17 protein-coding genes are annotated in these 24,551 nt (G+C 54.5%); 12 read left to right on the plus strand and 5 right to left on the minus strand.

Annotation, left to right across the window (positions count from 1 at the left end):
* The first annotated feature begins 27 nt into the window (after nucleotides 1–27).
* Nucleotides 28–2,289: a cellulase family glycosylhydrolase gene (locus NF876_RS06670; RefSeq protein ID WP_210807086.1), complete on the plus strand. Its 2,262-nt coding sequence runs from the start codon at nucleotides 28–30 to the stop codon at nucleotides 2,287–2,289.
* Between the two features lie 561 nt (nucleotides 2,290–2,850).
* Here the strand turns inward: NF876_RS06670 and NF876_RS06675 are convergent.
* The 3 genes from NF876_RS06675 to NF876_RS06685 all read right to left on the minus strand — a co-directional run bounded on the left by NF876_RS06675 (nucleotide 2,851) and on the right by NF876_RS06685 (nucleotide 7,321).
* A complete protein-coding gene (locus NF876_RS06675; protein ID WP_262268053.1) occupies nucleotides 2,851–4,362 on the minus strand; it encodes a flippase in 1,512 nt (503 codons plus the stop codon).
* Nucleotides 4,363–4,582: 220 nt separating this feature from the next.
* Complete coding sequence (locus NF876_RS06680) at nucleotides 4,583–5,764, minus strand: glycosyltransferase family 4 protein (protein WP_210807090.1); 1,182 nt, start codon at nucleotides 5,762–5,764, stop codon at nucleotides 4,583–4,585.
* A 117-nt stretch (nucleotides 5,765–5,881) separates the two neighbouring features.
* On the minus strand, nucleotides 5,882–7,321 hold the full coding sequence (locus NF876_RS06685) for a GumC domain-containing protein (RefSeq protein ID WP_210807092.1): 1,440 nt from the start codon (nucleotides 7,319–7,321) through the stop codon (nucleotides 5,882–5,884).
* A 437-nt stretch (nucleotides 7,322–7,758) separates the two neighbouring features.
* Here NF876_RS06685 and NF876_RS06690 point away from each other — a divergent pair, with 437 nt between their 5' ends.
* The gene (locus tag NF876_RS06690) at nucleotides 7,759–8,937 is read left to right on the plus strand and encodes an acyltransferase family protein (RefSeq protein WP_210807093.1); all 1,179 of its coding nucleotides are present in this window, start codon (nucleotides 7,759–7,761) and stop codon (nucleotides 8,935–8,937) included.
* Nucleotides 8,938–9,297: 360 nt separating this feature from the next.
* A complete protein-coding gene (locus NF876_RS06695; protein WP_210807094.1) occupies nucleotides 9,298–10,398 on the plus strand; it encodes an acyltransferase family protein in 1,101 nt (366 codons plus the stop codon).
* 263 nt (nucleotides 10,399–10,661) lie between these two features.
* Here NF876_RS06695 and NF876_RS06700 read toward each other — a convergent pair whose 3' ends face one another.
* Nucleotides 10,662–12,077 carry an O-antigen ligase family protein gene (locus tag NF876_RS06700; protein ID WP_210807095.1) on the minus strand — a complete coding sequence of 472 codons (1,416 nt, stop codon included), beginning with the start codon at nucleotides 12,075–12,077 and terminating at the stop codon, nucleotides 10,662–10,664.
* A gap of 582 nt (nucleotides 12,078–12,659) precedes the next feature.
* On the opposite strand from NF876_RS06700, the gene NF876_RS06705 reads away from it, so the two are divergent.
* From NF876_RS06705 to NF876_RS06720, 4 genes are all read left to right on the plus strand, one after another.
* Entirely contained in the window at nucleotides 12,660–13,694 is a 1,035-nt protein-coding gene (locus NF876_RS06705) for a GHMP family kinase ATP-binding protein (protein ID WP_210807096.1), read from the plus strand.
* Nucleotides 13,676–14,281 carry a D-sedoheptulose 7-phosphate isomerase gene (locus NF876_RS06710; RefSeq protein WP_315974915.1) on the plus strand — a complete coding sequence of 202 codons (606 nt, stop codon included), beginning with the start codon at nucleotides 13,676–13,678 and terminating at the stop codon, nucleotides 14,279–14,281. The genes NF876_RS06705 and NF876_RS06710 overlap by 19 nt, the downstream gene beginning before the upstream one ends.
* Nucleotides 14,282–14,301: 20 nt before the next feature.
* A complete protein-coding gene (locus NF876_RS06715) occupies nucleotides 14,302–15,510 on the plus strand; it encodes an HAD-IIIA family hydrolase (RefSeq protein ID WP_210807098.1) in 1,209 nt (402 codons plus the stop codon).
* 252 nt (nucleotides 15,511–15,762) lie between these two features.
* Nucleotides 15,763–16,908, plus strand: coding sequence for a glycosyltransferase family 4 protein (locus tag NF876_RS06720; protein ID WP_256439478.1), 1,146 nt, complete (start codon nucleotides 15,763–15,765; stop codon nucleotides 16,906–16,908).
* A 213-nt stretch (nucleotides 16,909–17,121) separates the two neighbouring features.
* On the opposite strand, the gene NF876_RS06725 is transcribed toward NF876_RS06720, so the two are convergent.
* Nucleotides 17,122–18,072, minus strand: a complete 951-nt coding sequence (locus tag NF876_RS06725; RefSeq protein WP_262268054.1) for a glycosyltransferase — start codon at nucleotides 18,070–18,072, stop codon at nucleotides 17,122–17,124.
* A gap of 644 nt (nucleotides 18,073–18,716) precedes the next feature.
* On the opposite strand from NF876_RS06725, the gene NF876_RS06730 reads away from it, so the two are divergent.
* The 5 genes from NF876_RS06730 (at nucleotide 18,717) to NF876_RS06750 (ending at nucleotide 24,490) form a co-directional block, all read left to right on the plus strand.
* Nucleotides 18,717–19,853 (plus strand): glycosyltransferase family 4 protein, encoded by a 1,137-nt coding sequence (locus NF876_RS06730; protein WP_210807104.1) that lies wholly within the window; start codon nucleotides 18,717–18,719, stop codon nucleotides 19,851–19,853.
* Between the two features lie 316 nt (nucleotides 19,854–20,169).
* Entirely contained in the window at nucleotides 20,170–20,955 is a 786-nt protein-coding gene (locus tag NF876_RS06735; protein ID WP_256439479.1) for a WecB/TagA/CpsF family glycosyltransferase, read from the plus strand.
* Nucleotides 20,956–21,225: 270 nt separating this feature from the next.
* Nucleotides 21,226–22,470 carry a calcium-binding protein gene (locus NF876_RS06740; RefSeq protein WP_210807108.1) on the plus strand — a complete coding sequence of 415 codons (1,245 nt, stop codon included), beginning with the start codon at nucleotides 21,226–21,228 and terminating at the stop codon, nucleotides 22,468–22,470.
* 670 nt (nucleotides 22,471–23,140) lie between these two features.
* The gene (locus NF876_RS06745) at nucleotides 23,141–23,470 is read left to right on the plus strand and encodes a VanZ family protein (protein WP_210807110.1); all 330 of its coding nucleotides are present in this window, start codon (nucleotides 23,141–23,143) and stop codon (nucleotides 23,468–23,470) included.
* 633 nt (nucleotides 23,471–24,103) lie between these two features.
* Entirely contained in the window at nucleotides 24,104–24,490 is a 387-nt protein-coding gene (locus NF876_RS06750) for a DUF3572 family protein (RefSeq protein WP_210807112.1), read from the plus strand.
* Nucleotides 24,491–24,551 lie beyond the last annotated feature (61 nt).

Here is a 24,551-nt window from a genome sequence, read left to right on the forward strand (position 1 = left end):
CAAGCACCCCAACCGGTCAGTGGGCACATGGAACTCGGAATTAATCTGCTCGGCGCAATACAAGACGGACGCTTTTATGCGCCCACAGTCGAGCACCTTGACTACTTCGCTGCCAAAGGCTTCCAGCAGGTCAGGCTGCCGATCGACTGGGAGAAGGTCCAGCCGAGTTTGAACGGTGAACTCGATCAAGGATATCTTTCTGAGATACTCAAGACGGTGACCTATGCTCAGAAAATTGGGCTCAAGGTCATCGTCGACGTGCACAACTACGGTGCCTACAACGGACAACTCATCGGAACTGGATCAGTCACGGTTGCCGCATTCGCCAATCTGTGGGGCAAGCTCGCGGAGGCCTTGTGCGACTACGATAACGTTGTCTTCGGTCTCATGAACGAGCCTCAGCTCCCACGGGCAGCCGATTGGCTGGTTGCCGTGAATGCCGCCATTGATGAGATCCGCGATGCTGGAGCCACGCAAGAGATCCTCGTGTCCGGCAGTTACTGGGACACGGCCGATCGTTGGACGACAACCGACAACGCCAAGGTAATCGGTTCGCCGGGAGCCGTGATCGACCCACTCTCGAAAGTGATGTTCGAGGTGCATCAATACCTCGACGACACCTCGGGCCAGAACGCATGGGTCGTCTCGGAGACTATTGGTGTTGAGCGCCTTCAGGCCATCACGAATTGGGCTCGAACCACCGGAGCCAAGCTCTATCTGGGCGAGTTCGGCGTGGCAGCAAACTCGATGTCCCTCACCGCGCTCGACAACATGCTGAAATTCCTCGATGGGAACCAGGATGTCTGGAAGGGGGCAGCATACTGGGCTGCAGGAGGGCTGCCGGAGGGCTACATCTTCGCGGCAACGCCCGATCTCGGGATCCTAGACGTTGCACAAATGGATGTGCTCGAAAACTACACCGGCCTGAAGACGATCCGTACGACGCTGGCTGACGGCAACACTCAGGTGGAGACGATCAGCGACAATAGCCTCGCTCCCCGCATCATCGACATTCTCGACCAGGACGGGGATCTCATTTCCCGAACCATTAGGGATGCCCAGTCGCATCCGCAGCGCGAGATCTCTCGCAAAGCAAACGGCACTTGGGTGCTAACGACCTATGACACTTTCGGAGCTCGTGTCGAGAGCACGCAGACATACAATGCTGACTATCAGCGCATCCAGGAGATCGTATGGTCCGACGATGGCTCGAGGGTTGAGAAGTTCTTCCCGGGAGGCGTTCACGATTCTGCGTTGGAAACGAGCTACTCTGCAGCAGGCGAGCTAACCCAAGTTGTTAAGAATGATGCGTCCGGACACCTTCTGCTCAGTTACCAGAATGGGGCACTTATTCGAACCGAGCACTACACCTTGAAATGGCGCCTTGAAATGCGCACGACGTTCGACTCACAAGGTTCTGTCGCCTCGGTTCAGATCCAATATGAGGACGGGCGGAATACGATCGACACGTACAATACGAAGTCTGGTCTGGTTGCCAATCGGGCCGAGTTCAGTGCCTCATGGGCGCTGATCTCGTGGACTGCTTTCAACGCTGGCAGCCAGCCGTCCAAGATCTACCAAGTTCAGCTGCCGGATGTGCAGAAAATCATCGATAGTCTCTTACAGGCTCCGAACGGATCTCCCTCAAGCACCGGTGGCACTGCCACTGACAGCTCTGGCGGCGAGACGATTATCCAAGGGCCAACAGACAACTACCCTGTCGTGACCGATCCGAGAGGTCTCGAAAGCGTCGTAAATTTCGTCGACTCCATCCCTATGAAGGCAGTCACCGGCGACACTAACGTTTGGGGCACAGTAGGGAACGACACCCTCAATGGAACCATGGGGAACGACACTCTGTGGGCTCGATCCGGGAATGATCGCCTCAACGGAGGTGCAGGGAATGACCAACTGAGGGGCGAGCTTGGAAACGATCGTCTCACTGGCGGAGGTGGAGCAGACGTATTCGTCTTCAATTCAAAGCCAAACGCGGCCAAGAACAGAGATATTGTAACCGATTTCAAGGCGTCCGATGACGCCATTTGGCTCGACAACAAGGTGTTCACTAAATTGGGCAAAGGCACCGAAGCCAAGCCGACGCAGCTGAAGAAGGATAATTTTGCCCTCGGTACAAAAGCCAAGGATAAGAACGACTACATCGTCTACGACACCAAAAAGGGCGTGCTCTACTACGATGCAGACGGTTCAGAGTCCCACTACAAGCCTGTTGAGATTGCTACGTTTTCGAAGCATCCTGCCATGTCGTACAAAGACTTTTTCGTCATCTAAGGGCTGATCGTGACTGTCGCGACCGGTTATCCGCTCAAGTTCAATTAATGCGCGTTGATGCGGCCTGCGCGACAGGAGACTATGACTTGGGATAACTACGTGCAGCGTGCCGATCCACGCCGGAGAGTCCCAGACGTTCACTGGCAGGCTCGCCCGTCAGCAGGCACTCCGGCACGGAGCATCGAACGTCAATGGCCTGGCATCATCGGATAGCGCCCGAGGCGCACCTCGCCGACAACGCTGATGCTGCTGATCTGGAAGACAGAACTCGCGATGTCTCGTCCGGGAGGTAGCCTCAAGAGCTTGGAGCCCTGCCTCGGCGGCATAGCAAGCCAAAGGCATTTCTCTGTCGAACCTCTCGGATATCGAGAGGTCATCAGCAGGGTCGGGGTTACGATTTGGGCAACCGATGAGTGATACCTTGGGGGATCTAAGATCACCCGACTGGCCTGGCTGGGCCACCGAATGCGACAACCCTGCGACAGACTGCTGCCACGGGCTTTCGCTCTCAACCTGTTTGGTCACCAAAGAGGGCGTCGACCGCCTGTCGGGCCATTTACCCTAGCCAAGTTCACGGACGGCATCGTCGCGCACGCCCTTTCTAAATCGCAACAGTAAACTTCTGACTCCCAAGTCGAAATACATGGCGAGCCCGACGACACTGCAGCCTGCAACGACGGCTGCTGCAAAGGCCTGCCAGAAGGTCATGGAAACGAACCCGACAATGGCATAGCACACGAGCATACAGAGTGCGGCGGGGGCAATCCTCGCGAGCGTACGGACACTGATGCGAGTTGCAAACGCCAGAAGCGCTGCGTCAACTCCCACACGAAGCGTCCAGGCCACGGCTGCGCCCATGAGTCCGAATGCCGAAGAAAGAAACCAAAGAATACCGATAAACGGGATGATCTCAAGGAGATGAAACTTCGCAGTAAGATCCGGCCGGCCTTGGGCCTGAAGCAGGCTGAAGGGAATGAACGCTAGACCGTTGATCCAGCCCCCGATGAGAAGAACCTGAGCGATCGGACCTGCTATGTCGCCGAAAGGTTGGCTGATCCAAAGAGAGATAAAGGGCTTTGCGAGGATGATTGCCGGAGCGCACAGAGCCGCGTAGCCGAACGACAGGGTGACAAGAGAGGCTTCAGAGACAGCTTTCGATTCCGACGGGTTGAGCCGGGACATTCGCGGGAACAAGGTTCGCGACAACGCCGCCGCAAAGAGCTGGCTCCTCATCACCAGGTTCATGGGGATCGCATAATACGTAATGGCAGCAACGCCCAGATTGGAGCCGATCACGAATTGATCCAGAGATTGTAGGATGGGGCTTGCGACGCTTGAGATGGTGACCCAGCCCCCGTAGCCCAGCAACTGGCGGCTGGTAGCCTTATGGAACCTGATCGACGTCCAAGGTCCATTGAAGAGCGCGACGTATGCGAGAATCAGCAGCACGCCGAAGGCTCGAGACAGCACGGCGGCCGGAATGACGATTGTCAGTTCAGGACCAAGCAGCACCGCACAGACCACGGGAGCAACCTGTCCTATCGTCGTGCTTATGACCTGGAGAACGTTCGCCGCCGCGAACCTTTCACGGGCTTCAAGGGTTCCGACCGCAACGCCAGAAACGAGAGCCAATGGAAGCAGGATAGCCACCCAGGGCAGAGAGCCCGATATCTCAGGCTTGAGTTCCGCAGGAACCGATACGATCGTCTCTAGCAAAAAAGCGCCTGACACGTAGAGAATAACGCTGCCTATGCAACCAAGAACCAGGTTCAGGATCAAAGAGGTTGCAACGACCCGAGTGCGCTCTTCGTCCGACGAATGGCTGAGTTGCGACAGCAGGTTTGTCGATGCTCGTGAAAGGCCGAGATCAAGGAAGCCGAAGTAGCCCAACAGCAGCCAGACAATCGAAATGATACCGTAGCGTGCATCACCAACTTGGTGAACATAGATAGGTACGATTATAAGCGAAACGACGAGAGTGAAGACGTTCCCAGCCGAATTGATTACAAAATGTTTGCTGATCCCCTTCTGCATCATCGAATATTGCTCACTTTGGGATAATTTTTCGATCAATGCTGGGGCGCATAGCCGAAAATGATTGCGGCTTGTAATGTCAAGTTCGAAGACTACGCGGCTCTTCAGAGGTCAAGGCTGCAGGATAAGCTGAATAGATGGCTTCGATGTATCATTCATCAGCAGCAGACTTATTTGAAGCATGTTCGACCTCGGCAGTGCTACTGTTGATGAACCAGGCTCTTTATCCAAGGGGCCAGTTGGGCGTCTCACCGATCAGCTATCTGTAGTTTGAGGCCATACTATAAGCTGCCAACCTACTACGGCTTTCCGCGGAATCTTCAAGCCAATGATCAATCAAATCCGCCCACTTCAACGGAATCTGAAGCCGTTCCCAAGAGGCAAGGCCACCTTCCGATACTTTATTATATAGGCTTGGATTGTCGAGTAAGCGTCTTATTTGGGCAGCCAAGTCATCAGCCTGTCCAGCTTTGAATAACAATCCGCTTTCCTCATTGATAACATTTCCGACGAACATCGGGTGATCGGAAGCGACAAGAGGGGTTCGGGAGCAGAACGCCTCGTAAATCGTCAGTGGCATACCCTCTGGGAAATCATAACGGCTGGGCACAACAACAACATCCGCCCGCGCCATAAGCGGTACGACTTCAGAATTCATTACCGGACCTACCTGGTTAACAACCCCAGTCAGTCCATTTTTTGAGATCAACTCTGAAATTCTCCCCGCATCCAGCTTGCCGACCAGATCAACCTGAAGAGATCCTACCTCCTTGTGAAGAAGCTTAGCTGCAACGATGAGGTCATCAACACCCTTTTCGGCAGACATTGCTCCAACATATAGAATGCGAGGCTGCTTTGAAGCCTGAAGCTTGGCCGCCCTCGTCCTTGGCGTGTCAAATGCAGGAAAATCCCATGGGAGAACTTTGTTCGATGAGACGCCTCCCTTTACAAGCTGTTCAGCAGCACGATGGCCGTGATTTGCTACCCAGTCGAAGACGCGGGACCTGAGGAACATCGACAGGATGGCCTGGCTTGCACGACCTTTCAGTGATGTTTCATTGAATGAATCGGCAAGGAGCACGAGTGTGCGACAGCGTTTCCGAACAGCCCACCAAAGAACCGGTCGTATCGGCGAACGCAGAATTAGGAGATCAGGTGCTGTGCTGTCGACGATTTGAGCAATCCGTTGACCATCGAATCCGTTGGTGAATCCTGCTCCGATAGCCCTTGCCCCGCTGGGCAACACAACATCATATGCCTCATCGGTAAATCCGGTGATGATTGTAACGGCATCGAGGCGTTGAGTAAGCTTCTCGACATATTCTACTGTGTACCTTTGCCCGCGGTAGGTCTCAGGCCCTCCACGCGACAGGCGCTCAGATGCCTCTCGAAAGTCTCCGGCGTACTGAACGATTGTCAGTCGTGTCCCTTGTCTCGGCATCGATTGCTCCAATCACCCTATGATGATTAGTTCTAAGGTGTTTTACGTGTTGTTTCTCTTGGTGACGCCGGTAGACGCGGCGTCACATTCCAGTACCCTGCAGTCTACGATCAGGCCCTAGGTTGGAACGCCTGTGATGTGGCCCCTTCTTGCACTCTGGTCGTAGCGGCCAGTGTCCAACTCGGAATAGTGCTCGGGCTGCTGTCTACTGAGATCCTGAAGACCGGTGGCGTGACCTTGGATACGACGAGCTCCAATGTTTCTGCTCAAGAAGAAAACACTCAGAGACAGGAAGATGCTGACCAATGTACCGCCAGCGAGAAAAACTGGAGGGTTCGGAAATGCAGGAGCAAGTGGAACAGTTGCCGCCTGGAGAATCTGAGCGCTCGAGAATGCCTCATTCGACCGCCAAGCGCTGTTGATCTGTGCTTCGCCGGCTCGCTTTGACAGATTGTCTATATATCCCTCGGCCTGAGTAACCGATCGGCGCAGCGAATTGAACTTGGCTTCTGATTCCGCGAGCTTCGCCAACTCACCGTCGAGCCGCCGCAGATCCTCGGCATGCCTTGCCTCGATAGCCTTGAAGCCGGCAAGTTCGGTGTTCGCCTCCACAAGCTTGGCGGCGGCATCCTGGTAGATCTTGATATTCAGTAGTGGCGGGTCGCTGGCCAAGGGATTGTCGCGGCTCGTGCCTTTATCCGCGGTCGGACCATTCGTTTCGCCAAAGATCTCCGGAGGCAGCGTCGTCCGGCTTCGCAGTGCGAAAATCTGCCGCTTCAACGAATCGAGTGCACTTTCAGCTCTCGCGATGCGCATGGCATTATCGGCAATTTCCTTCGCCGCGTGAGCCCGCGCTTCGAGCAGGAGATTGCGCTGAACCGCCGCGTCAAAAACGCCGGTTTCTCGGCTGAATTTTTCTAACGCAACATTCGCCTCTCGCAAGTCACGGTTGAATCGCGCCTCCTGTGCCTTGAAGAAGTCTACGTCACCCTGATTGCTATACAGCGCCGAGCGCCTCGCCAGGAACTCGGCTGCAAGCGCATTGGCGAACTTCGCCGCAAGGATCGGCTCCTTATGTCTGAACGCGATCTTCAGGATGAAGGTGTTCGGTTCGACGCTCAGCTTGAGGTTCGCAACCGCAGCCGCATACTCCCGATCCTCAAGAGCTGGTTGGCGGCGGTAGGTTTGGCTGTCAACCGTGTCGCCCGCTGGTTCGGTCTGTGCTGTTTCCGAAGGGGAGAGGAGTTCGGGATACAGGCGAACAGGGAGCATCGCGGCGAGGGCCTTGCGGACGACATCCTCGGATCCTGCGATGCTGAGTTGTGTCTTCAGAACCTGGTCATAAGTGATGAGTTCGTTTCCGGCACGTTGCGCCTCGGAACTCGCGAAAGCTTGCGTCCCTCGACTAGCATCCACCATGATCCAAGTGGCTGCCTCAAAACGCCTCGACGGCAGAAACGAAAGAGCGGCGGCCAACCCTAGAGGAAGAATGAACGCGGTGAGGATCGCGAATCCCCAAGCCAGGCGCCTAAAGGTCCGGGACGGACTACTTCTCATCTCTCAGCCCCTCATCGTATTACAAACTGCGGACCGACAGCATCTGCTCATCGAAACCCTCAAGGAGGCAGAGGAGCAGCGAGCTGGCGCGTTATATCAAAGCATATCTGCGGAGCCGCCCTGGCGCCGGACCGTCATAGGATTGCATTAGACAAGGGATGGCAGGTGCGCAAGAAGCCAAGGCACCTGGGCATCAATAATTCATTGGATTCAGGCCTGGGTGCGACATCAAACAGCAACGAGGAGCATGGTCGGAGGGCTCGGAGTTCTTTGAGGGCATGGAGATCTGAGATCTTCAATACTACGGCATCGAAAGAGTAGGCTACATAAAGCCCTCGGCCAAGCGGATCTCCCTGACGGTTAAGCTAACCGTATTCGGCTGAACACCGATGCTTCGACCCTTGCGCCATTATTTGATCTTGCAGTAAGGGTTGCGAATGACCATGCCTTCGAGCCAGCCACCACAAGCCAGTGCAAATGTCGTCGCCGATCACCAAGGCGCGGCTGTCGCGGAGAAGGGGGGCAACACCAGTAAATTCGGAGGCATTGAGGTCTGCCGAGGGGTCGCGGCCATTTGGGTTGTGCTCGCCCACGCCACCGCGATCATGTCCGAGCCGCGGTTTTATGGGCAGGAGATCTGGGACGGAATTCTTCTGCCGCTTGGCGGTGCCGGCGTCGACTTCTTTTTCGTTTTGAGCGGGTTTATCATTACCTGGGTGCATTGGGGAGATGTGGGCCAGCCTGGACGGCTCGGGCAGTATGCCAAGCGGCGGTTTTTGCGGATCTATCCCGCATATTGGGCGGTTCTGTTTCCCCTGGCGCTTCTTTACTCCCTCAATCCAGGCGCTGGGACTCCGAGCCAGCACGATCCGATCAACCTCGTGTTCTCGGCCATGCTTCTGCCGTACCCGCAGCCACCCGTTCTAGGGATTGCATGGACGCTGGTACACGAGATCTTTTTCTATTCGTTGTTCGGGTTGCTCATTCTTGCTGGCCGGCGATTGCTCTGGCTTGTCCCGGTTTGGATCGCAGGGATCGTTCTGGCTGAGCTTTGGTATTCCCGCCTGCCATTCCCGGCATCGATATTCTTGAACGCACTCAACCTCGAATTCCTCATGGGGGCTCTCGCTGCGCTTTGTCTGCGGCGGACAAGAATCCCAGCTCCAGCCCTTTTCGCGGTTCTTGGCTGCACGTCGTTCATTGTCCTTGCCTTGGGCGCGCCTGATTTCCTCAAAATTTCCCTACTTGGGCGTTTGGCATTTGGCACATCCGCGCTGCTCGGTATTCTCGGCCTCGTCGAATGGGAGCGAAGCTATGGGATGAAGGTACACGGATTGTTCCGGGGAGCAGGAGCGGCCTCCTATGCCATTTACTTGGTACACGGCGTGGCGCTTTCGCTCATCTCACAGCTTCTTGTGCGCTTCAGTGGGCAGACTCTGCCGCTGTCTGCTGCATTCCTCCTGCTTGTAACCGGGGCCGCAGCGGCCGGTTACCTGTTCCATCGTGTTGTCGAAGTGCGTCTTAGCCGACGGTCGACATGGCACATGATGCGGAATTTCGTTCAGCGTTCTGCTTTAGCTCGCGTCGACGGGAGACCAAACGAATCGACCGAGTAAGCGTAGGCTGCGCTAAGTCGGGATCTGCATTTGGAGAAAGGACATTCTGCCGCAACACTCTCGGACCTGAGACAATGCGATATTTAGATCGTGATCATCCGAGGCATTTCATATTCGCTTCATGAACATGGATCAGGCGCTTCATGGGTGCTGACCTGGACGGCCATGCGGGGCGGCTTTGCCAGGTACCATGCCGCAGCACGTATTCCGGTGATCCTGATCGCGATCGCGCAGATGCGTATTGTGAGTCCCTATACAAATTCGAAGCGCCTATGGGCAGGTTTACCTTGAAAGACTACGAAAAAATCAACTACAGACACGTGAGCTTGGCAACATTGGCCAATTGGGGGAGAGCCTTTCGTGAAGCCATTATCACTGAGAGGGCATGCCTTAGGTGGCTCGCTCCCGTATATGGGAGCGAGCAAGAGCGAGCTGTTTCGCAACAACTTCGATTATATCCGTATTTTCGCTGCGACTCAGGTGCTGCTTTTCCACGCTGTTCACCATCTGCAGATCGCGACACCCGAATGGGGTTCGCTTTTGGCTCCCTTTTCGGGAGTCCCGATGTTCTTTGTCACCAGCGGCTTCTTGATCACGGCATCGTATGAGCGGAGTTCGTCAGTACAGTCCTATGCCTTGAGCAGGGCGCGCCGGATTTTCCCTGGCCTCTGGGGCTGCATCGCCGCAACGGCGGCAGTTGTCTGGTTCCTGGGCTATCCATTGATCAGCCTTCAGGGAGGACAATGGTTCCTCACTCAGCTTGCAGCGCTGATATACACTCCCAATTTCCTGCGTGAGTTTGGGTTCGGCTCATATAACGGAAGCCTTTGGACGATTCCTGTCGAGCTTCAGTTCTATGCAACAGTACCGGTTCTGGCTCTGCTGCTAAGGCGCTGTCATCACAAGGTGACTTTTCTACTCGCATTGCTGTTTATTTCGATAGCCCTCGCCGTGTTGATCCGCATCATTGCTCCCAGCGTGATGGGTTTGGAAAGCACAGATGCGGCTCCGGCTTTCCATAAGCTGCTTAAATATAGCTTCATCTCACACTATTACCTGTTCCTGATCGGCGCCATATGTTATTACTTGGCGTTGCATACCAGCTCCTTCTTGAAGGGAAGAGCGGCAGTGTGGCTGGTGGCTGTAATCCTTTGTCATTTTCTCGTTCCCCCCACTGCGGTGTGGATTGTCCTCGGCCAGATATTCCTTGCGCTCTTCACCATCTCTGCCGCCTACACGTTCGTGAGGCGCAACTGGCTGGAGGGAAACGACATCTCGTACGGGACGTATCTCTATCATGGGCTCTTCGTGAACCTTTGCGTTGAGTTCGGCCTCGTTGGTCGGAGCGCTTACCTCTACCTAGTGCTGGCTGCGTCCTATGCGGCCGGCCTACTCTCCTGGACGCTCATAGAGAAGCGCCTCCTGCGGAGACATTCTCACACGGTCCAAACGAAACCATAGATTTCACGAAGAGCCGCTCAATGGCTCGCGGGTCAGCGTGCATGGTTCGCAACTCGGGATCTTGAAAGCCGCCCGATCCTTCCTTGGAGTACTTTGTGTCGTCGCTACCCTCGACTGGATCAAGCACTCACAGGCCCATAGAGCATCGGACACGTACTCGGCGGCATTGAAGCAGCTCCAGAGTTCCTGTGGCTATAATCGGAAGGGAACCACAGCTCAGACCCGGATGGGAACCTTTCGAAGCCCTGTTCCTCTCCCGCGGTTTAATTGTGAGGCGGCCTCGAACGTTGACGCTCCAACTCCTTGCCGCTGAGCCACATTCCGAAGATGAGCGCGAAAAACGTGGATCCACCCGCCGCAAAAATAACGGGCGCGATACTCCCATAGGCGGCGATTAGGCAGCCGGTCAGAAAAAAGGGCCATTGAAATTTTGTATCCAGATTTCGGATCGGTTGGCAGCTAATGATCGATGCGACGAGGAAGAGTAGAAGGCCGCATAATCCGAAGTTCCACCACACGCCAACCGCGCCCAAATCGCCCGCTGCGAAGTAGTAGTTGCCTGTCAGAAAGCCTACCTCATACGATGAAGGTTCTATCCCAATGCCTGCGATGGGGTAGAGCCGTAAGAAGTGTTGAGCTGTTCGATACTCCAGTGCTCGCGCTCCTCCGGACGAGTCGCCTGAGAACAGCTCGAATGGATTCCATCGCGTATCGATGATGCCATAGACCAGCACTGCGGACGTCAAGAACAGAGCAGACAGGCTGAGGAACCGAATGATGCGGCGCTCGGATGTGGCTATATATACGAGGCTTATTGCCAGAAGGCAGAGCAGATACACGCGCGAGAGTGTCAAGACATTAGCTATGCCGTTGATCGCTAATAGAGTGATGGAGGTCGCTGATATGTTTCTGCGAACTGAACTGAGGCTGAAGAACCAGCACAAAGCCATTGCTGCGGGATAGAAGAATAGGCGTTCTCCTCTTTCAACATCTGTTAAGACGAGCGATCGCAATATGTTAGTCGGTAGAATATTGAATATGTAGCATATACTAGCTAGTAGATAAATGAAGACATACAACTGCGATATATAGTAATATGTTCTGCAGGTATATTGTCGTAATTCGCTGTTTGCCAAGGAAAAGAATACTGTAAAACTTAGAACGGGAAAAAATTGCAGTGCCGTCGTAATGGGGCTTGGCATACCCGTTACATTCGAAAACAGCATGACTTGAAAAACGATCAATACAGCTGCAGCAAAAGCTCCAAGAGCGATCAATGCTCGGCCGTTGATCAGGATCACTCCTGTATAGATCAGGAAGGACAGTAAAAAAATCCCCAGAAGCGCTGGTTGGCTATTAGGGTTGTCAATAATCCGATTGAGTCGCGAAGTGAAAATTACGTCGGCTACAAGCAGAACCCACACTGCTGACTTGTGTATCCACAGGGGGTATATTGGATTATAGCCAGCAAAATTCTGTGCTTCTGTTCTCTGAGTATCTGTCATGACGCTTGGGCTATATTGCTCGATTAGTATCTGCTCATGATAGCAGAGGCTGCGAGCAGGTGCTGTTGTTTGTTTATACTTTCGCTTATACAGGATCCCCATCGGTGGCGAAACCACAAAACGCGTAAGGTAGCGATGGCTTGAAAGTTGCAGAAATGGAGGCTTGGCGAACATGGTGGGCCCGCTGGATTCTCAACGTTGCGGAGGAATGCGGCCTAGCGTGTTGCGCTGCCGGATGACCGAGGGTGGTTGGTGCCGCATCATTGAACAGGAATGCCCCGCTTCGCGCAGAATCGCTCAAACCGTATGGAGTTCTTTCTTGTAGTGAAGAAGACGCAGCAAGCTTGAGAACGTGTAGATATTGACGCTCCCTCTCCAAATGCGCCCCAAATCGGACGATCAATCGCTGCGAAATGTTGCGAGGATCCCGTCCTCACGGCGGTTTGCCGCGACAGGTGTGACTTAGTTCGGTGCAGCTCAGCACCAAATCGCCCGCCTGCGGTCGATCAATGAGGCCCCACGGTCGGAAGCGGTCTGAGCGCGCTGGATGTTCTGTACGGCTGCCAAAGTCCCTCTGAAACTATATTCGGTCAGAGCGGCCACCAATTCTGGCATCAGACCGAGAGGAAAGGATGCAACATACTTTCCATTTGTGCGCTCGGGTGACTGAAACGCCTTGCCGGTAGACGTTCGACGGGTTAACGCAAGTTGTCACTATGCCGATACGCTGCCATATGCGCACCACCGAGATTGACTATGAAAAAGGTTCGAGCGAGAGCGCCACTTCGACTGGGAATTGCAGGAGGGGGGACGGATCTATCCCCGTATTGTGATGACTTCGGGGGGTGTGTCCTTAACTATACGATCGGCGTCTACGCGTACGCGGTCATAGAAGAAAGGGCGGATTGGCTCGTCGTATTTTCCGCAGATGACATCGAGAAGAAGGATGAGGTTGCGCCGCAGCCTTTTCTGCCGCCGCACGAAGGTCTCTCGCTGCATCGCGCCGTGTACAACCGCATTGTTCGCGACTTCAACGCCGGACGCCCTCTCTCGATAAGCGTCTACACCGCCGTTGATGCTCCGCCGGGTTCCGGTCTGGGATCCTCCTCGGCTCTCATAGTTGCCCTGGTGAAAGCGTTCAGCGAGTTCCTCAGGCTGCCTCTGGGCGATTATGACATCGCTCGCTTAGCCTATGAAATAGAGCGCGTGGACCTTGCAATGGCAGGGGGGAGGCAGGATCAGTACGCGGCAGCTTTCGGGGGGTGTAACTTCATCGAGTTTCTTCCGAATGATCGGGTCGTTGTAAATCCGCTCCGCATCCACGAGGAGTACCGTTTGGAGTTGGAGACCTCGCTGGTGGTCTGCCATACGGGGCGTTCGCGGGTATCCTCCGAGATTATTGAAAACCAGATCGCGGGAATGCAGCAGGCCTCGAGCAAATCTGTTGAAGCGATGCACCAGATCAAACGTGACGCTCAGGACATGAAGGTCTGTCTCCTGAGTGGGAATATACAAGGGATGGCCGAGGTCCTGGAGCGGTCATGGAACGCAAAGAAGCTTACTGCCGCGAGCATCACCAACAGCCGTATCGACGAGATCTATGATCAGGCGCGAGCCGCCGGTGCAACCGCAGGGAAAATCTCTGGAGCTGGAGGCGGTGGATACATGATGCTTCTCACACGCCCCGAACGACGACAGACACTCGTTCGTCGGCTCAAAGAGCTCGATCTTCCCGTGCTCACGTGTCATTTTACGGAGAAAGGAGCGGAGTCGTGGCACTCAGCTATGTAAATGATATTGTCCATTACATTGAGCGTTCTAAGGATGTCTACAGCCGGATTCTAGATGACGGCGAGCTCATCGAAAAAGTGGCAGTTGCAGCCGAAGTTGTTGTGACTGCGATCCGCAGCCAAAAGAAGGTCCTTTTCGCCGGCAACGGAGGAAGTGCTGCCGATGCTCAGCATTTCGCGGCGGAGCTTGTGTCCCGTTTCAACTATGATCGTCCCGGAATGGCCGGTATCGCCCTTACAACGGATACGTCGATCCTGACTGCAATTGGCAATGATTACGGATTCGACCGTGCATTCGCGCGGCAATTGGAGGCTCTTGGCCACGCGGGCGATGTGTTTGTCGGCATTTCTACATCTGGGCGATCCAAGAACATCCTTGCCGCCCTGCATGCGGCAAGGCAACTTGGGGTCCATACCATTGGACTCACGGGAGGAAATGGCGGCGATATGCCTGATCTCTGCGATCTTGAAATTCGCATCCCTTCCGACAGAACGCCGCTTATTCAGCAGGGGCATCTCCTCGTGGGACACATTCTGTGCGCCCTCGTCGAACAAGCCATACATCCACGAAGCGATGCTTCAAGATAAAATCAACTAAGGATTGGGAAGTGATTCGTCAGTGCGTCATCCTTGTCGGTGGGATGGGTACCCGGCTGGGAGAACTCACCCGTTCGACGCCAAAGCCGCTAATGCCCATCCAGGGGCGGCCATTTCTGGAGTATTTGCTGCTGGAAGCTGCACGCTTCGGATTCACGGAAATCGTTCTGCTTGCGGGATATCGCGGTGAAGTCATAGCGGAACAGTTTTCGGGCGTCAGGCGCTTGGCAGGACGAGATGTAACGATCAAGGTTCTTGTTGAGCCTCAGGCTCTTGGGACAGGTGGTGCCCTGGTCTCCCTCAAGGAGCACGCTCAAGACTGTTTCGTGTTGATGAACGGTGACTCTTGGTTCGATATCGATCTCAGAGCCTTTGCTTCTGCTCGACATCTTCATGAGAAGGCGCTGGTCCACATTGCTCTACGCGAGGTGCATGAAACTGGTCGGTTCAGTCCTGTCCAAGTCAGCGAAGGCTGGGTTTCGGAATTTGGAGTTCCAGCCAATGGAGCGGGCAGGGGGCTCATAAACGCCGGTATCTATGTAATGCGGCGCGACATCATCGATATGGTCGATAGAGTTCCCTGTTCACTCGAGAACGATGTTTTTCCTGTTCTCGCGAGTTCCGGACGCATCTCTGCAAACTCATACCGCGGATTCTTTATCGACATCGGTGTTCCAGAAGATCTTGCTGCTGCGCCCGAGCTGATCTCGAAGGCTCGAACACGCCCAGCCGTGTTTTTCGACCGCGACGGCGTCTTGAACTATGATCGAGGTTACACCCATAAACCAGCAGATCTTGTATGGAATGATGCTGCAATCGAGGCGGTGAAAAGCGTCAACGACGCAGGATGGTATGCATTCGTCATCACCAATCAGGCAGGCGTGGCACGAGGCTACTATTCGGAGCGCGCGGTTGATCTGTTCCATGAGACGATGGACGTCGAACTTGCCAACAGCGATGCACACATAGACGAGTTCCGCTTTTCGCCCTTCCACCCGGAAGGTCGCGTAGAAAAATATAGAGTCGATTCACCCTGCCGGAAGCCGAAACCTGGAATGATCCTTGAGCTATCAAAGGCTTGGCCAATCGACCTCTCGCGCAGCGTTGTCATAGGCGACAAGCAAAGTGACATGGATGCTGCGCATGCTGCGGGCGTTCATGGGCAGCTGTATAGTGGTGGGAACCTGAATGATCTCACGAACAGAGTTTTGCGATCTTAGTTTGAAACGTTTGGGTCTCGCCATGTAGCACTCGCCCTGTTCCAGCGACTGCCGAGCGGCGTTGTAGCGTGGCGATCGACGCTGAAGTATCAACGATACTGATCCTTTCCGCAGCACTGTAGAGGTCAAGCTCGGTTGAGATCCACCTGGTCAACTGGGCAGCAGGATGCCTCGTAACAAGCCAAAGCTCCGACTTTCGACACGCTGTCTCTCAAAGCTTCGCCTCAAATCATCACGCCAAAGGGGAATAAGTTGGCTGACCTATGTATCATAACGAAGACGTGGCGTGGCGGCGCGGCTTGGCAGGCTCAGATGATTGCCGGTGCGATCGCACGCGCAGGTGCAAGGGTTGTCTTTATTGCACCCAAGGCCGAGCCTGAAGCGCGAGAGCCGAGGGACGAAAATCTACAAAGAATTCTTGTACCGCGTGAGATTACGGAGGATGCTCCTCGTTGGAGGCGTGCCATTGCATCGCTCCGCCGCATAATGAGCAGTAGCTTTGCTGCTCTGAGGCAGCAGAAAGCGACTAACGCGTTCCTGTTCATGATACCGGAGCCACTCTTATTCACGTTGCCATTGTTGGTATTGCTTCGCCTGACCAGAAGACAGATCCTCTTCCTTGTGCACGATGCGGAACCACATGCATGGAAGTTCAGCGGAGCGCTTCGGGCCCTCGAACGATCCGCGCATCTATGGTCATACCGACTTGCAACAAAGATCATCGTTCTAACGCCAACTGTCCGCGATGCATTGACTCGTATGATCGATGCTGCACCGGACAAGATTGTCGTAATACCTCACGGTCCGTTCGTCGTTGATAGCGTGCCGCCGGCGCCTGGGCTCCGTCACTTGCTGATGTTCGGAAGTCTACGCCGAAACAAGAGCGTGCTTGAAGTTGCTCAGGGCATTGTTATGGCCCGCCGCAAGGGGATGGATGTCAAGCTTATACTTGCTGGTGAGCCCCTTCGGGAAGAGCCTGGCTATTGGGACGAATGTCTGAAGGTGATTTCGGAGGATCCGTCAGGGTTTGATGTGAGGGCATCTTTCATCTCTGACGATGATCTTCCAAGCCTTCTCGCCGAAGTTGACGCCTTCGTCCTTGCCTATGACAATTTTCACTCCCAAAGCGGCGTCGCCGTACTGGCAGCACTTGCCGGACGCCCTGTCATTGGTACGAGATCGGGAGGACTATCGGAACTGTTCGAAATCGGAATGAGCGGCCAAGTGATCGAGCACCCGGTGACCGCCGAAAGTATCGCTTCTGGTATTGAAGCCTTCTATTCCATTCCTATCGATGAGTGGCACCGACGCGCGGCGCTTGGTGCTGAACGTGTTGCTGAAACACTGTCCTGGGACGACATTGGATCGGCCTATGTGAAATTGATCAAGCAGGAGTGATCTCGTAGAAGGAAACAATGATCACGGGTAGCGATAACCGAACGACCGGGAGCGGGATGGCTCGTCATGACCACCTTGGCTGCGGACGGCAGCAGAGTTCCTCGCCTGTGACCATGAGATGATGCGGCAAACGCTGAGCCTTCGCGGGCGCAATGGTTCATTCCAAGTAAAGATGACCTGCGTTTGACTGCATGCTGTCTCGCGACACGGGTTTCAGACCCCTTTGTGAGTGTAGGGAAATCCGATGGCTGCGCCGGCTAGCAGTTTCGCACGCGACCAGCGGCCACGCAGAAGCTGGCGGCCTATCGCTCGACCTACATCTAAGACAACGAATGGTAGGGAGACCTTCGAGAACCGAATACAGAATCGGATGCGGTTGCGTGTCATATAATAGTCAGACAGCGGCGATGACTCGCCGAAGTCGCTCGTTCCTATCGAGGCGCCTACTTTGTGAAAAACAATGGATTGAGGCGCATATCCCAATCGAAAACGCCCGCTGCTCCGCGCAGCCCAATCCATCTCTTCCCAATACAGAAAGTAGCTCTCCTCCATCAAGCCTACACTCTCGAGGAACTCTCGGGTTACGAGCATGGACGCGCCGCTTACGAAGCGCAACTCTCTCTCGACCGCGCTCCGATCGACTCGCTGCGAGGCCGGGATGCCTTGGCCGAGGCCGTAGCCTCTTCCCTTGAGCCTCAGGAAGCCCCCTCCACCTAGATTCTGTACGATTTCAGGATGGTCCGCGTACACTAGCGTCGATCCACACATCCCAATCCTTGCATCTTCTTGAATTCGGCTCAGCATCCAATCCAGCGTATCTGGAAGGACCTCGGTATCGTTATTCAGCAACCAAAAGCTCTGGTATCCAGCTTGGAGTGCCTTTCGAAGCGCAATGTTATTTCCTGCCGCAAACCCACGATTCCGTTCCGCCTTGATTAATGTGATTGATGGCATGCTTGAGGTGGAATGGAAGATCGGCGCATCTGTGCCATCCGGATCACTGTCGGCCATCCGAAACTCTAACGGGTGAAGGCCCGTTTTTTCGCGGTGAGAGTTTCCATTCGCTAATCCGTTCTTGGCCCAGTCCTGAATCCTGACCACGGAATCATCCGGCGAGCAATTGTCGACAACAAAAATTCCAAACCCGTCATGCTGCAGCTTCAAGAGAGTTTCTAAGCAGGCTATCGTGTCACGCCACCCCTTATAGTTTAGAATAATAATTGCGGTTGGGGTATTTGACTTCATTCTAGCACAGAGCTCCGAACCACATATTTGCTTGGGCGACTGACATGCTGTTGTAGTCTACGACTGATTATCGAGCCAGCGTGGACAGCTATATCCGGATCTCAAGAAAGGTGAAACTCAGTGTCTGTAGGGCGGCGGGTTAACAGGAAACTGAAGAAGGGGCCGTCCTGCTGGTTCCATCCGGTCGTTCGGCCCGAAGATCGACCGTAACAGTTGCGCGAAATCCGTGATCGTTCCTGCCTTGGCTCAATGAGACATGAGGTCTGCAGCTGAGAGAGGGCTTGATAGATATTGATCCGGAGTAGGCGAGCGTCATCGAATTCAAGCTGCCGACCTTGCCCCGGGTAGCTTCCAGGGCGAAGTATGCGAGCCTCTCGTCGCGGGAGGAGCGTTTCTGGTGGGGCACGTCGCAAGCAATACGCTGGACCCTCATGCCGGCGAAACCGACAAGCGAGGTGGTCGCAAGTGAGAGGTGCTGCCGATCCCGGCGATGCGTCTGTGGCCAAAGATCGGAGAAGTCGATAAAACGCCGAGAGAGAGCACCGTATGAAATCTATATTCCTATGATCAGACACTTCGACAGAATCATCTTGATTTCGCCAGGCGGGAGAAGCGGGGGCGGAGGGATCGGATCCGTAACAGACGGCATAGCGCGATGGATCGAGATCAATGATGTCGATGTTCGCGTCAGCGTGCTGGATCCGAGAGGAGAGGGAACAGTTTTATTGTCCCCGCTTTACCTCATCTCGGCATTCGTCCAGGCAATATTCCTGAGTATCATATCTCGCCGCGTGATATTTCACGTGCAAGTATCAGAAAGAACCAGCGTAATTAGAAAGGGAATTTTTGTTTTTCTCGGCAGATTGTTGAGAAAGCGTACAATCCTGCATCACCATGGCGCAGAATTCGAGAGTTTTTATTTGGGTGCAAACCAAAGTCTTATGCTCTGGACGAAGTCCATCGTTACAATGGCGCATGTCAACATTGTTTTAGGTCGTAAGGCGGCGGAGTTCTTGGTCGACATCGTTGGCGCCACTCCAAGTCGGGTGTGCGTGCTTCCAAACGCCGTATCCGATCTACGCTCGCATGTGCAGTCGATCCGCCAACGAAGTGTGAGTGCGTCACACCCACAGTCCGGAGCAACAAACCTCCTTCTGCTCGCTAACCTCTCTCCGCGGAAAGGCGTTTCCGAGTTCCTCGCGGCTCTCTCGGAACTCCATGCTGAAGGTATACCTGTTCACGCCGTTCTATGTGGGGGAGGCGAGATTAATCGCTATCGGCAAGAGGCTCGACAACTCGGCTTGGATGACGATGTCGTCGAATTTACTGGCTGGGTGAACCGAGACGAGGTTCGTTCCATTCTGGCGCGGACGGACGTATTCGTGCTGCCTTCGTTCAATGAAGGTCTGCCCATGTCAATCCTCGAGGCAGTAAGTGCCGAGATTCCGGTCGTGACGACGCCCGTTGGTGCGATTCCAGAAGTCTTTACTGACGGCGTGAATTGCTTGTTGGTTCCGCCTGGTGACTCTCAAGCGCTCAAGAGCGCAATCAACAAACTGATTTCGAATCCTCGCCTCGCAAAAGCTCTCACAGCGAATGCGAGAGCTCTATATCAGGACAACTTCGCCTTGGAGAGCTATATGGAACGGCTCCAAACGATCTATGCCGATGGTGGATGTCCAAAGCATCCGACTAGGTAGATCCTCTTCTCCTGCTGCGCTCGGAATACGTGATTGGCGGCATCGTCCACTCTTGAACGGTCAGTACAAGGGTTCAGGAGTGCTGGAATCACAGAATTCCTGAACCCTAGGAAGGGAGCGGTTTGTGTCGACGCAGAGATTGTCCTAAAGCGTGCAGGTCAAGGCTTGCAATTCGGCAGTGCGAGCCAACTCATTGTCGGCGTCGATATTGATTTGGCAGGAGAGGCACTTGAGTGCAGCTCATTCGAGATGCGGCAGAGTGTCATGTTCAACCGCGATAGTGTTCATAACTGGCAGTTACCGAAGTGGAAAGGTCATGCTCGGTCAAAGATATAGTGATGATACAGCTCAAAGATCCAGCCGATTTTCTTGGGCTATCCATGAAGTGACGATTGTCTCAGATCATGATGACAGAGAACGACTGATTCAGCTTCTTTCGAGTCCTGACCGCCCAGAGGTTCTCGGGTTTGTTAACGCTCACGCCTTCAACCTGGCCTGGAGCGACGCCTTCACCAGATCTTGCTTCCGATCATGCACGGTCCTGGTCCGCGACGGGATAGGCATGCAGATCTTGTATTCCGCTCTGGGTTTGCCAGCAGGGCAGAACATGAATGGCACCGACCTTATTCCTGAAATTGTCGCCAAATTTGCTGGAAAACGGGTCGCACTCTTTGGGACTGCCGAGCCGTTCCTTTCAACGGCGGCGGAGGTGCTCAGGGGCAGCGCTATCGATGTCGTGACCACGATAGATGGATTCAAGTCTGATGAGGTCTACCTCGAGGATGCAGAAAGGACGGGGCCCGAACTTATAATTCTGGCAATGGGGATGCCGAAGCAGGAGCGCGTAGCACGGTTGCTAAGCCAACATCTGCGAGATCCATGCCTCATTATATGCGGAGGTGCCATACTGGATTTTTTGAGTGGCCGTGTTCAACGAGCGCCGCGCTGGATGCGACGCTTGCATCTTGAATGGGCTTTCCGTCTCGCACGCGAACCGAGGCGACTATTCTCACGATATGTCGTGGGAAACATACTGTTCCTGGCTCGCGTCGCAATCGTTCGAAGAGAGGTGGTGAATTCGGCGGCCCGAGAATTGGGCTGAGGCTGATAGGGTAGCCTGAGGGTGCATCGTTCCTGCGAATGGAGATGCAGAATCACTCACGTGGCATTTACTCTCAGGTGAAGAATCAAGCGAGCGCGCAAAAGAGAGCATTCCCGCGATGCCTTGGCTCCAGGGCGGAATGTTCGAAAGTCACATGTCTGCCTGATCGTTGTGAGCAGGCTTTTTGTGAGAAACCATTTCATTTCGCTAGAACTGTCTTCCTAGTTGTGACATCTGACCGCCTAGGACTCTTGAGTGCTGGGGAAAGTCATGTCTTTAGGTTATAGCGTTGCTACATACACAGGAATCGGAGGGCGAAATGAGGAGTTCATCGTCCGGGTCGGCAGCAATAGCATCGTGAATGCGGGATTTGGCGACGATTACGTGCTGACGTCCGTAGGGTCGAATACGATCACTGGCGGGCAAGGCAGGGACTATATTGACGCCACGAGTGGCGACAATCTGATCGCTGGTGACGACAGCCTGTATTCGTACGGCGCCACTGGAGATGCCGATTGGATACTGGGCTGGGGAGCAGACACCATCTTCGGAGGTGCAGGAAATGACTTCGTCAATGCCCGTGGTGGCGATGATCGGGTTGATGGTGGCGACGGGAACGATGTTCTGTGGGGCGGTTATGGATCTGACGCAATCTCCGGCGGCGCCGGCAACGACGTTCTCTTCGGTGGAAGTGGGACTGGTGAGCCTTACGCCTTCTCAATTTTAGTCGGCTACTCCGGAGAGACGGATGCAGCCATCGCATCGCATGTCTGGGCCGGTGTATCCGGCGAACTCGCTCTCGATGATAACGGCGACGATTACCTGTACGGTGACGCTGGCTTTGACACGTTGTATGGCCAAGGCGGCAACGACACGCTCGATGGCGGATCTGACTCGGACACGATGTTCGGAGGGACGGGAAACGACACCTATCTCGTCGACAAATCCTCTGACGTTGTCATCGAATATGCAGGCGAGGGCTATGATACGGTCCTGACGACGACGAGCTTCTCGCTTAACCCCAATAGCGAAGTAGAGTCTTTGACTGCTCTTGGACCGGCATCTGTGAAGTTGTTGGGGAACTCAATCTCTAATGCGATTGCCGGAAGCTCTGGAGATGACTCTATCAATGGAGCGCATGGCAACGATACCTTAACCGGAGGCACGGGTAAGGATAAGTTCGTCTTCAATACCAAGCTCGGGACGTCAAAGACGGACCGGAAAGTGAACTTCGACAAAATCACTGACTTTTCCGTCAAGAATGATTCGATCTGGCTAGACAATGCGATTTTCAAGAAGCTTGGTGCTGGCAGCGGATCTCATCCTAAGCAACTCAAGGCAGACTACTTCAACGTCGGCGGTCGTGCGGCGGACAAGAACGACTTCATTCTCTACAACAAGAAGACCGGAATCCTGTCGTACGACGCAGACGGATCAGGCAAAGGAAAGGCCGTCGAGTTCGCTCAACTCGCCAAAAACCTCAAGCTGACCGAGAAGGATTTCTTCGTCGTCTAAGCCGAGGAGAATAAGGGTTGCCCTTTTCCATGGATTGATGGCAAAGGGCAACCGGATCCTAGGCATGTGTGGATTGAACTCCTTGATCCGGCAGGGTGTCGCCCGTTGAGCCCGATGCGCTATGCCGACGGAGTCGCGATATTTGATCCGGGTGCCAAGCATGGAGCGGCGCCGACTGCGAGGCTCACCTGCAGCATGTATGATGTGCGGCTGACAAGGGACTGGCGCTTTCGATGACGGTCGAGGGAGCGTCTACCCCTAATGCGTGGAGGGCTCCGCGCCCTGCGAGGCGCCGACGTCCATTGGCTGGATCGCGGCTCCTTGCAGAAGCTATCCGAATTGGTCAGGTGTCTCGCGCAACTTGTAGTGCCTCTCCCGCACATGGGCCACCGAGCGCGCGCAGAAGAAGATCTCAGAACGACGCTTCGCGGGAGCGATGAGGCTCGATGGAGAATCGTGGATGGCGCGAATGTCCCCATGACGGCTTCTCCCCCTAGCTTGCGTCCACGACATGCCGAGATTGAAATCTCCAACAGGTGGGTGCGCCATCGGAGCCGCCTGCAATCGTGCATCGTAACGTCCGAGTTTTCTAGACCGACGCATGATCATATTTTGACACTCGGGCAATAAGAGTTACAGGATCGTTCTGAAGTGACCTAAACAGCGCGCCATGAAATCCACGATCTTCTTCCGCATCCTTGCAGCTATTCTCATCATTGGGATTGTGTTTGTCACACTTTCCCCGCTGGATCTTCGCCCCACCACCGGGGCGTCGGCCACGGCGGAACGATTTGCCGCTTTCGCTGCGCTTGGAGCGGTTTTCTCTTTGGCCTACCCAAAGCGCTACGCCGTTGTTCTTGTCCTGCTGATTGGCCTTGTTGGCTTCCTTGAAATGGCCCAGAACTACATTCCGGATCGACACGGGCGACTGCCTGACAGCATCACCAAGTTATCGGGTGCCTTTCTCGGGGTGGCGGTCGCCAGAATTTTGAGCCGCTAGGGCCAACGTTCTGGAGAGTGAGAATCGACGAGCCTCTGACTGCCTATTAACGGAGCTAACTGGTGAGCCCGACGCTGTGCGTTCGAGGCACTTGCATGCGGCAAACGGCATTTCTGCCTCAGGTGGCGGGATTTTCAGAGCTAGCGGCGTCACGACGAGCAACGCTGCAATGTCGGGCGAAACTGGGTCAATAAACTCTTAATGCAGCCGCTCTATGCAGGTTGTTGCATGGCCTTCCATCGGCATCCAGTCGTGAATTAGCAGGGCGAGAACTATCGGGTTGGTCTCTCAGCGAGCGGACAATCCGTTTGAGATCTCACAGAAGAGCATACCCCGCTCGAGAGTGACCGCCGCTGGCTAGATTTAGAACACGCTTTTCCGAGTATCGGCTGCCATACCCTTGCCTTTGTTACGACGCATGCATTTCATTGTTGCAAGCAAAGCTCCACCAACTGACTGGTTCGTGATCGTTCAAGTGACGCCCGCGGCCTTCAACTGAGGTGCTTCTTTGCGGGGGGTACTGCTCTCGGACTGAAGTTGGTCCCTCCGAGCTTTGTAGATAACTAATATGCCTATGTAGAGAAAAATGCCTACTCATTTTAGAACAGGTTGTCCGTCGGCTGGAGTCATCTCATGCGCAACAGGTCTGTGTTCTACCCGGGTCCGCCCCTCCCAAGACTGAATGTCGCTCCTGTCTCCGATCCTGGTTTGGATGAGGTAAAGGCTACCGTTGCACGTATTCTGGATTTCATTATTGCGGATGAAGAGAGGCTACACAGCTTTTTGAGAACGAGCGGCTTTCGTCCGGACGCGGATCAAGCGGCTGCTCAACTGCCTTTGTTCATGTTGACGATCCTAGATGCTGTTTCGAAAGATCAGCAGCTTTTGAGCGCTCTCGCGCGACAGCAGGGCATCACGCACGAGATTGTTCAGATGTGTCAGGCTCGCCTGTTATTTCAGGTGTCTGTCGAGATCGTGCAACTCAGCCGACAGGGCGACGGATCTTCAGAGCCAACATAGGGGCGGCTGGGATTCCAACTGTTGCTCCAGTATGCCCAGCGACTCGAAGCAATGTGCGTCG

The sequence above is a fragment of the Microvirga yunnanensis genome, assembly GCF_025460875.1.

Coding starts and splice junctions, on each gene's coding strand:
- NF876_RS06730 (WP_210807104.1), top strand. CDS start 18,717: ATGATCAGACACTTCGACAGAATCATCTTGATTTCGCCAGGCGGGAGA.
- NF876_RS06740 (WP_210807108.1), top strand. CDS start 21,226: ATGTCTTTAGGTTATAGCGTTGCTACATACACAGGAATCGGAGGGCGA.
- NF876_RS06670 (WP_210807086.1), top strand. CDS start 28: ATGGAACTCGGAATTAATCTGCTCGGCGCAATACAAGACGGACGCTTT.
- NF876_RS06745 (WP_210807110.1), top strand. CDS start 23,141: ATGAAATCCACGATCTTCTTCCGCATCCTTGCAGCTATTCTCATCATT.
- NF876_RS06690 (WP_210807093.1), top strand. CDS start 7,759: ATGACCATGCCTTCGAGCCAGCCACCACAAGCCAGTGCAAATGTCGTC.
- NF876_RS06750 (WP_210807112.1), top strand. CDS start 24,104: ATGCGCAACAGGTCTGTGTTCTACCCGGGTCCGCCCCTCCCAAGACTG.
- NF876_RS06735 (WP_256439479.1), top strand. CDS start 20,170: ATGCTCGGTCAAAGATATAGTGATGATACAGCTCAAAGATCCAGCCGA.
- NF876_RS06680 (WP_210807090.1), bottom strand. CDS start 5,764: ATGCCGAGACAAGGGACACGACTGACAATCGTTCAGTACGCCGGAGAC.
- NF876_RS06705 (WP_210807096.1), top strand. CDS start 12,660: ATGAAAAAGGTTCGAGCGAGAGCGCCACTTCGACTGGGAATTGCAGGA.
- NF876_RS06685 (WP_210807092.1), bottom strand. CDS start 7,321: ATGAGAAGTAGTCCGTCCCGGACCTTTAGGCGCCTGGCTTGGGGATTC.
- NF876_RS06700 (WP_210807095.1), bottom strand. CDS start 12,077: ATGTTCGCCAAGCCTCCATTTCTGCAACTTTCAAGCCATCGCTACCTT.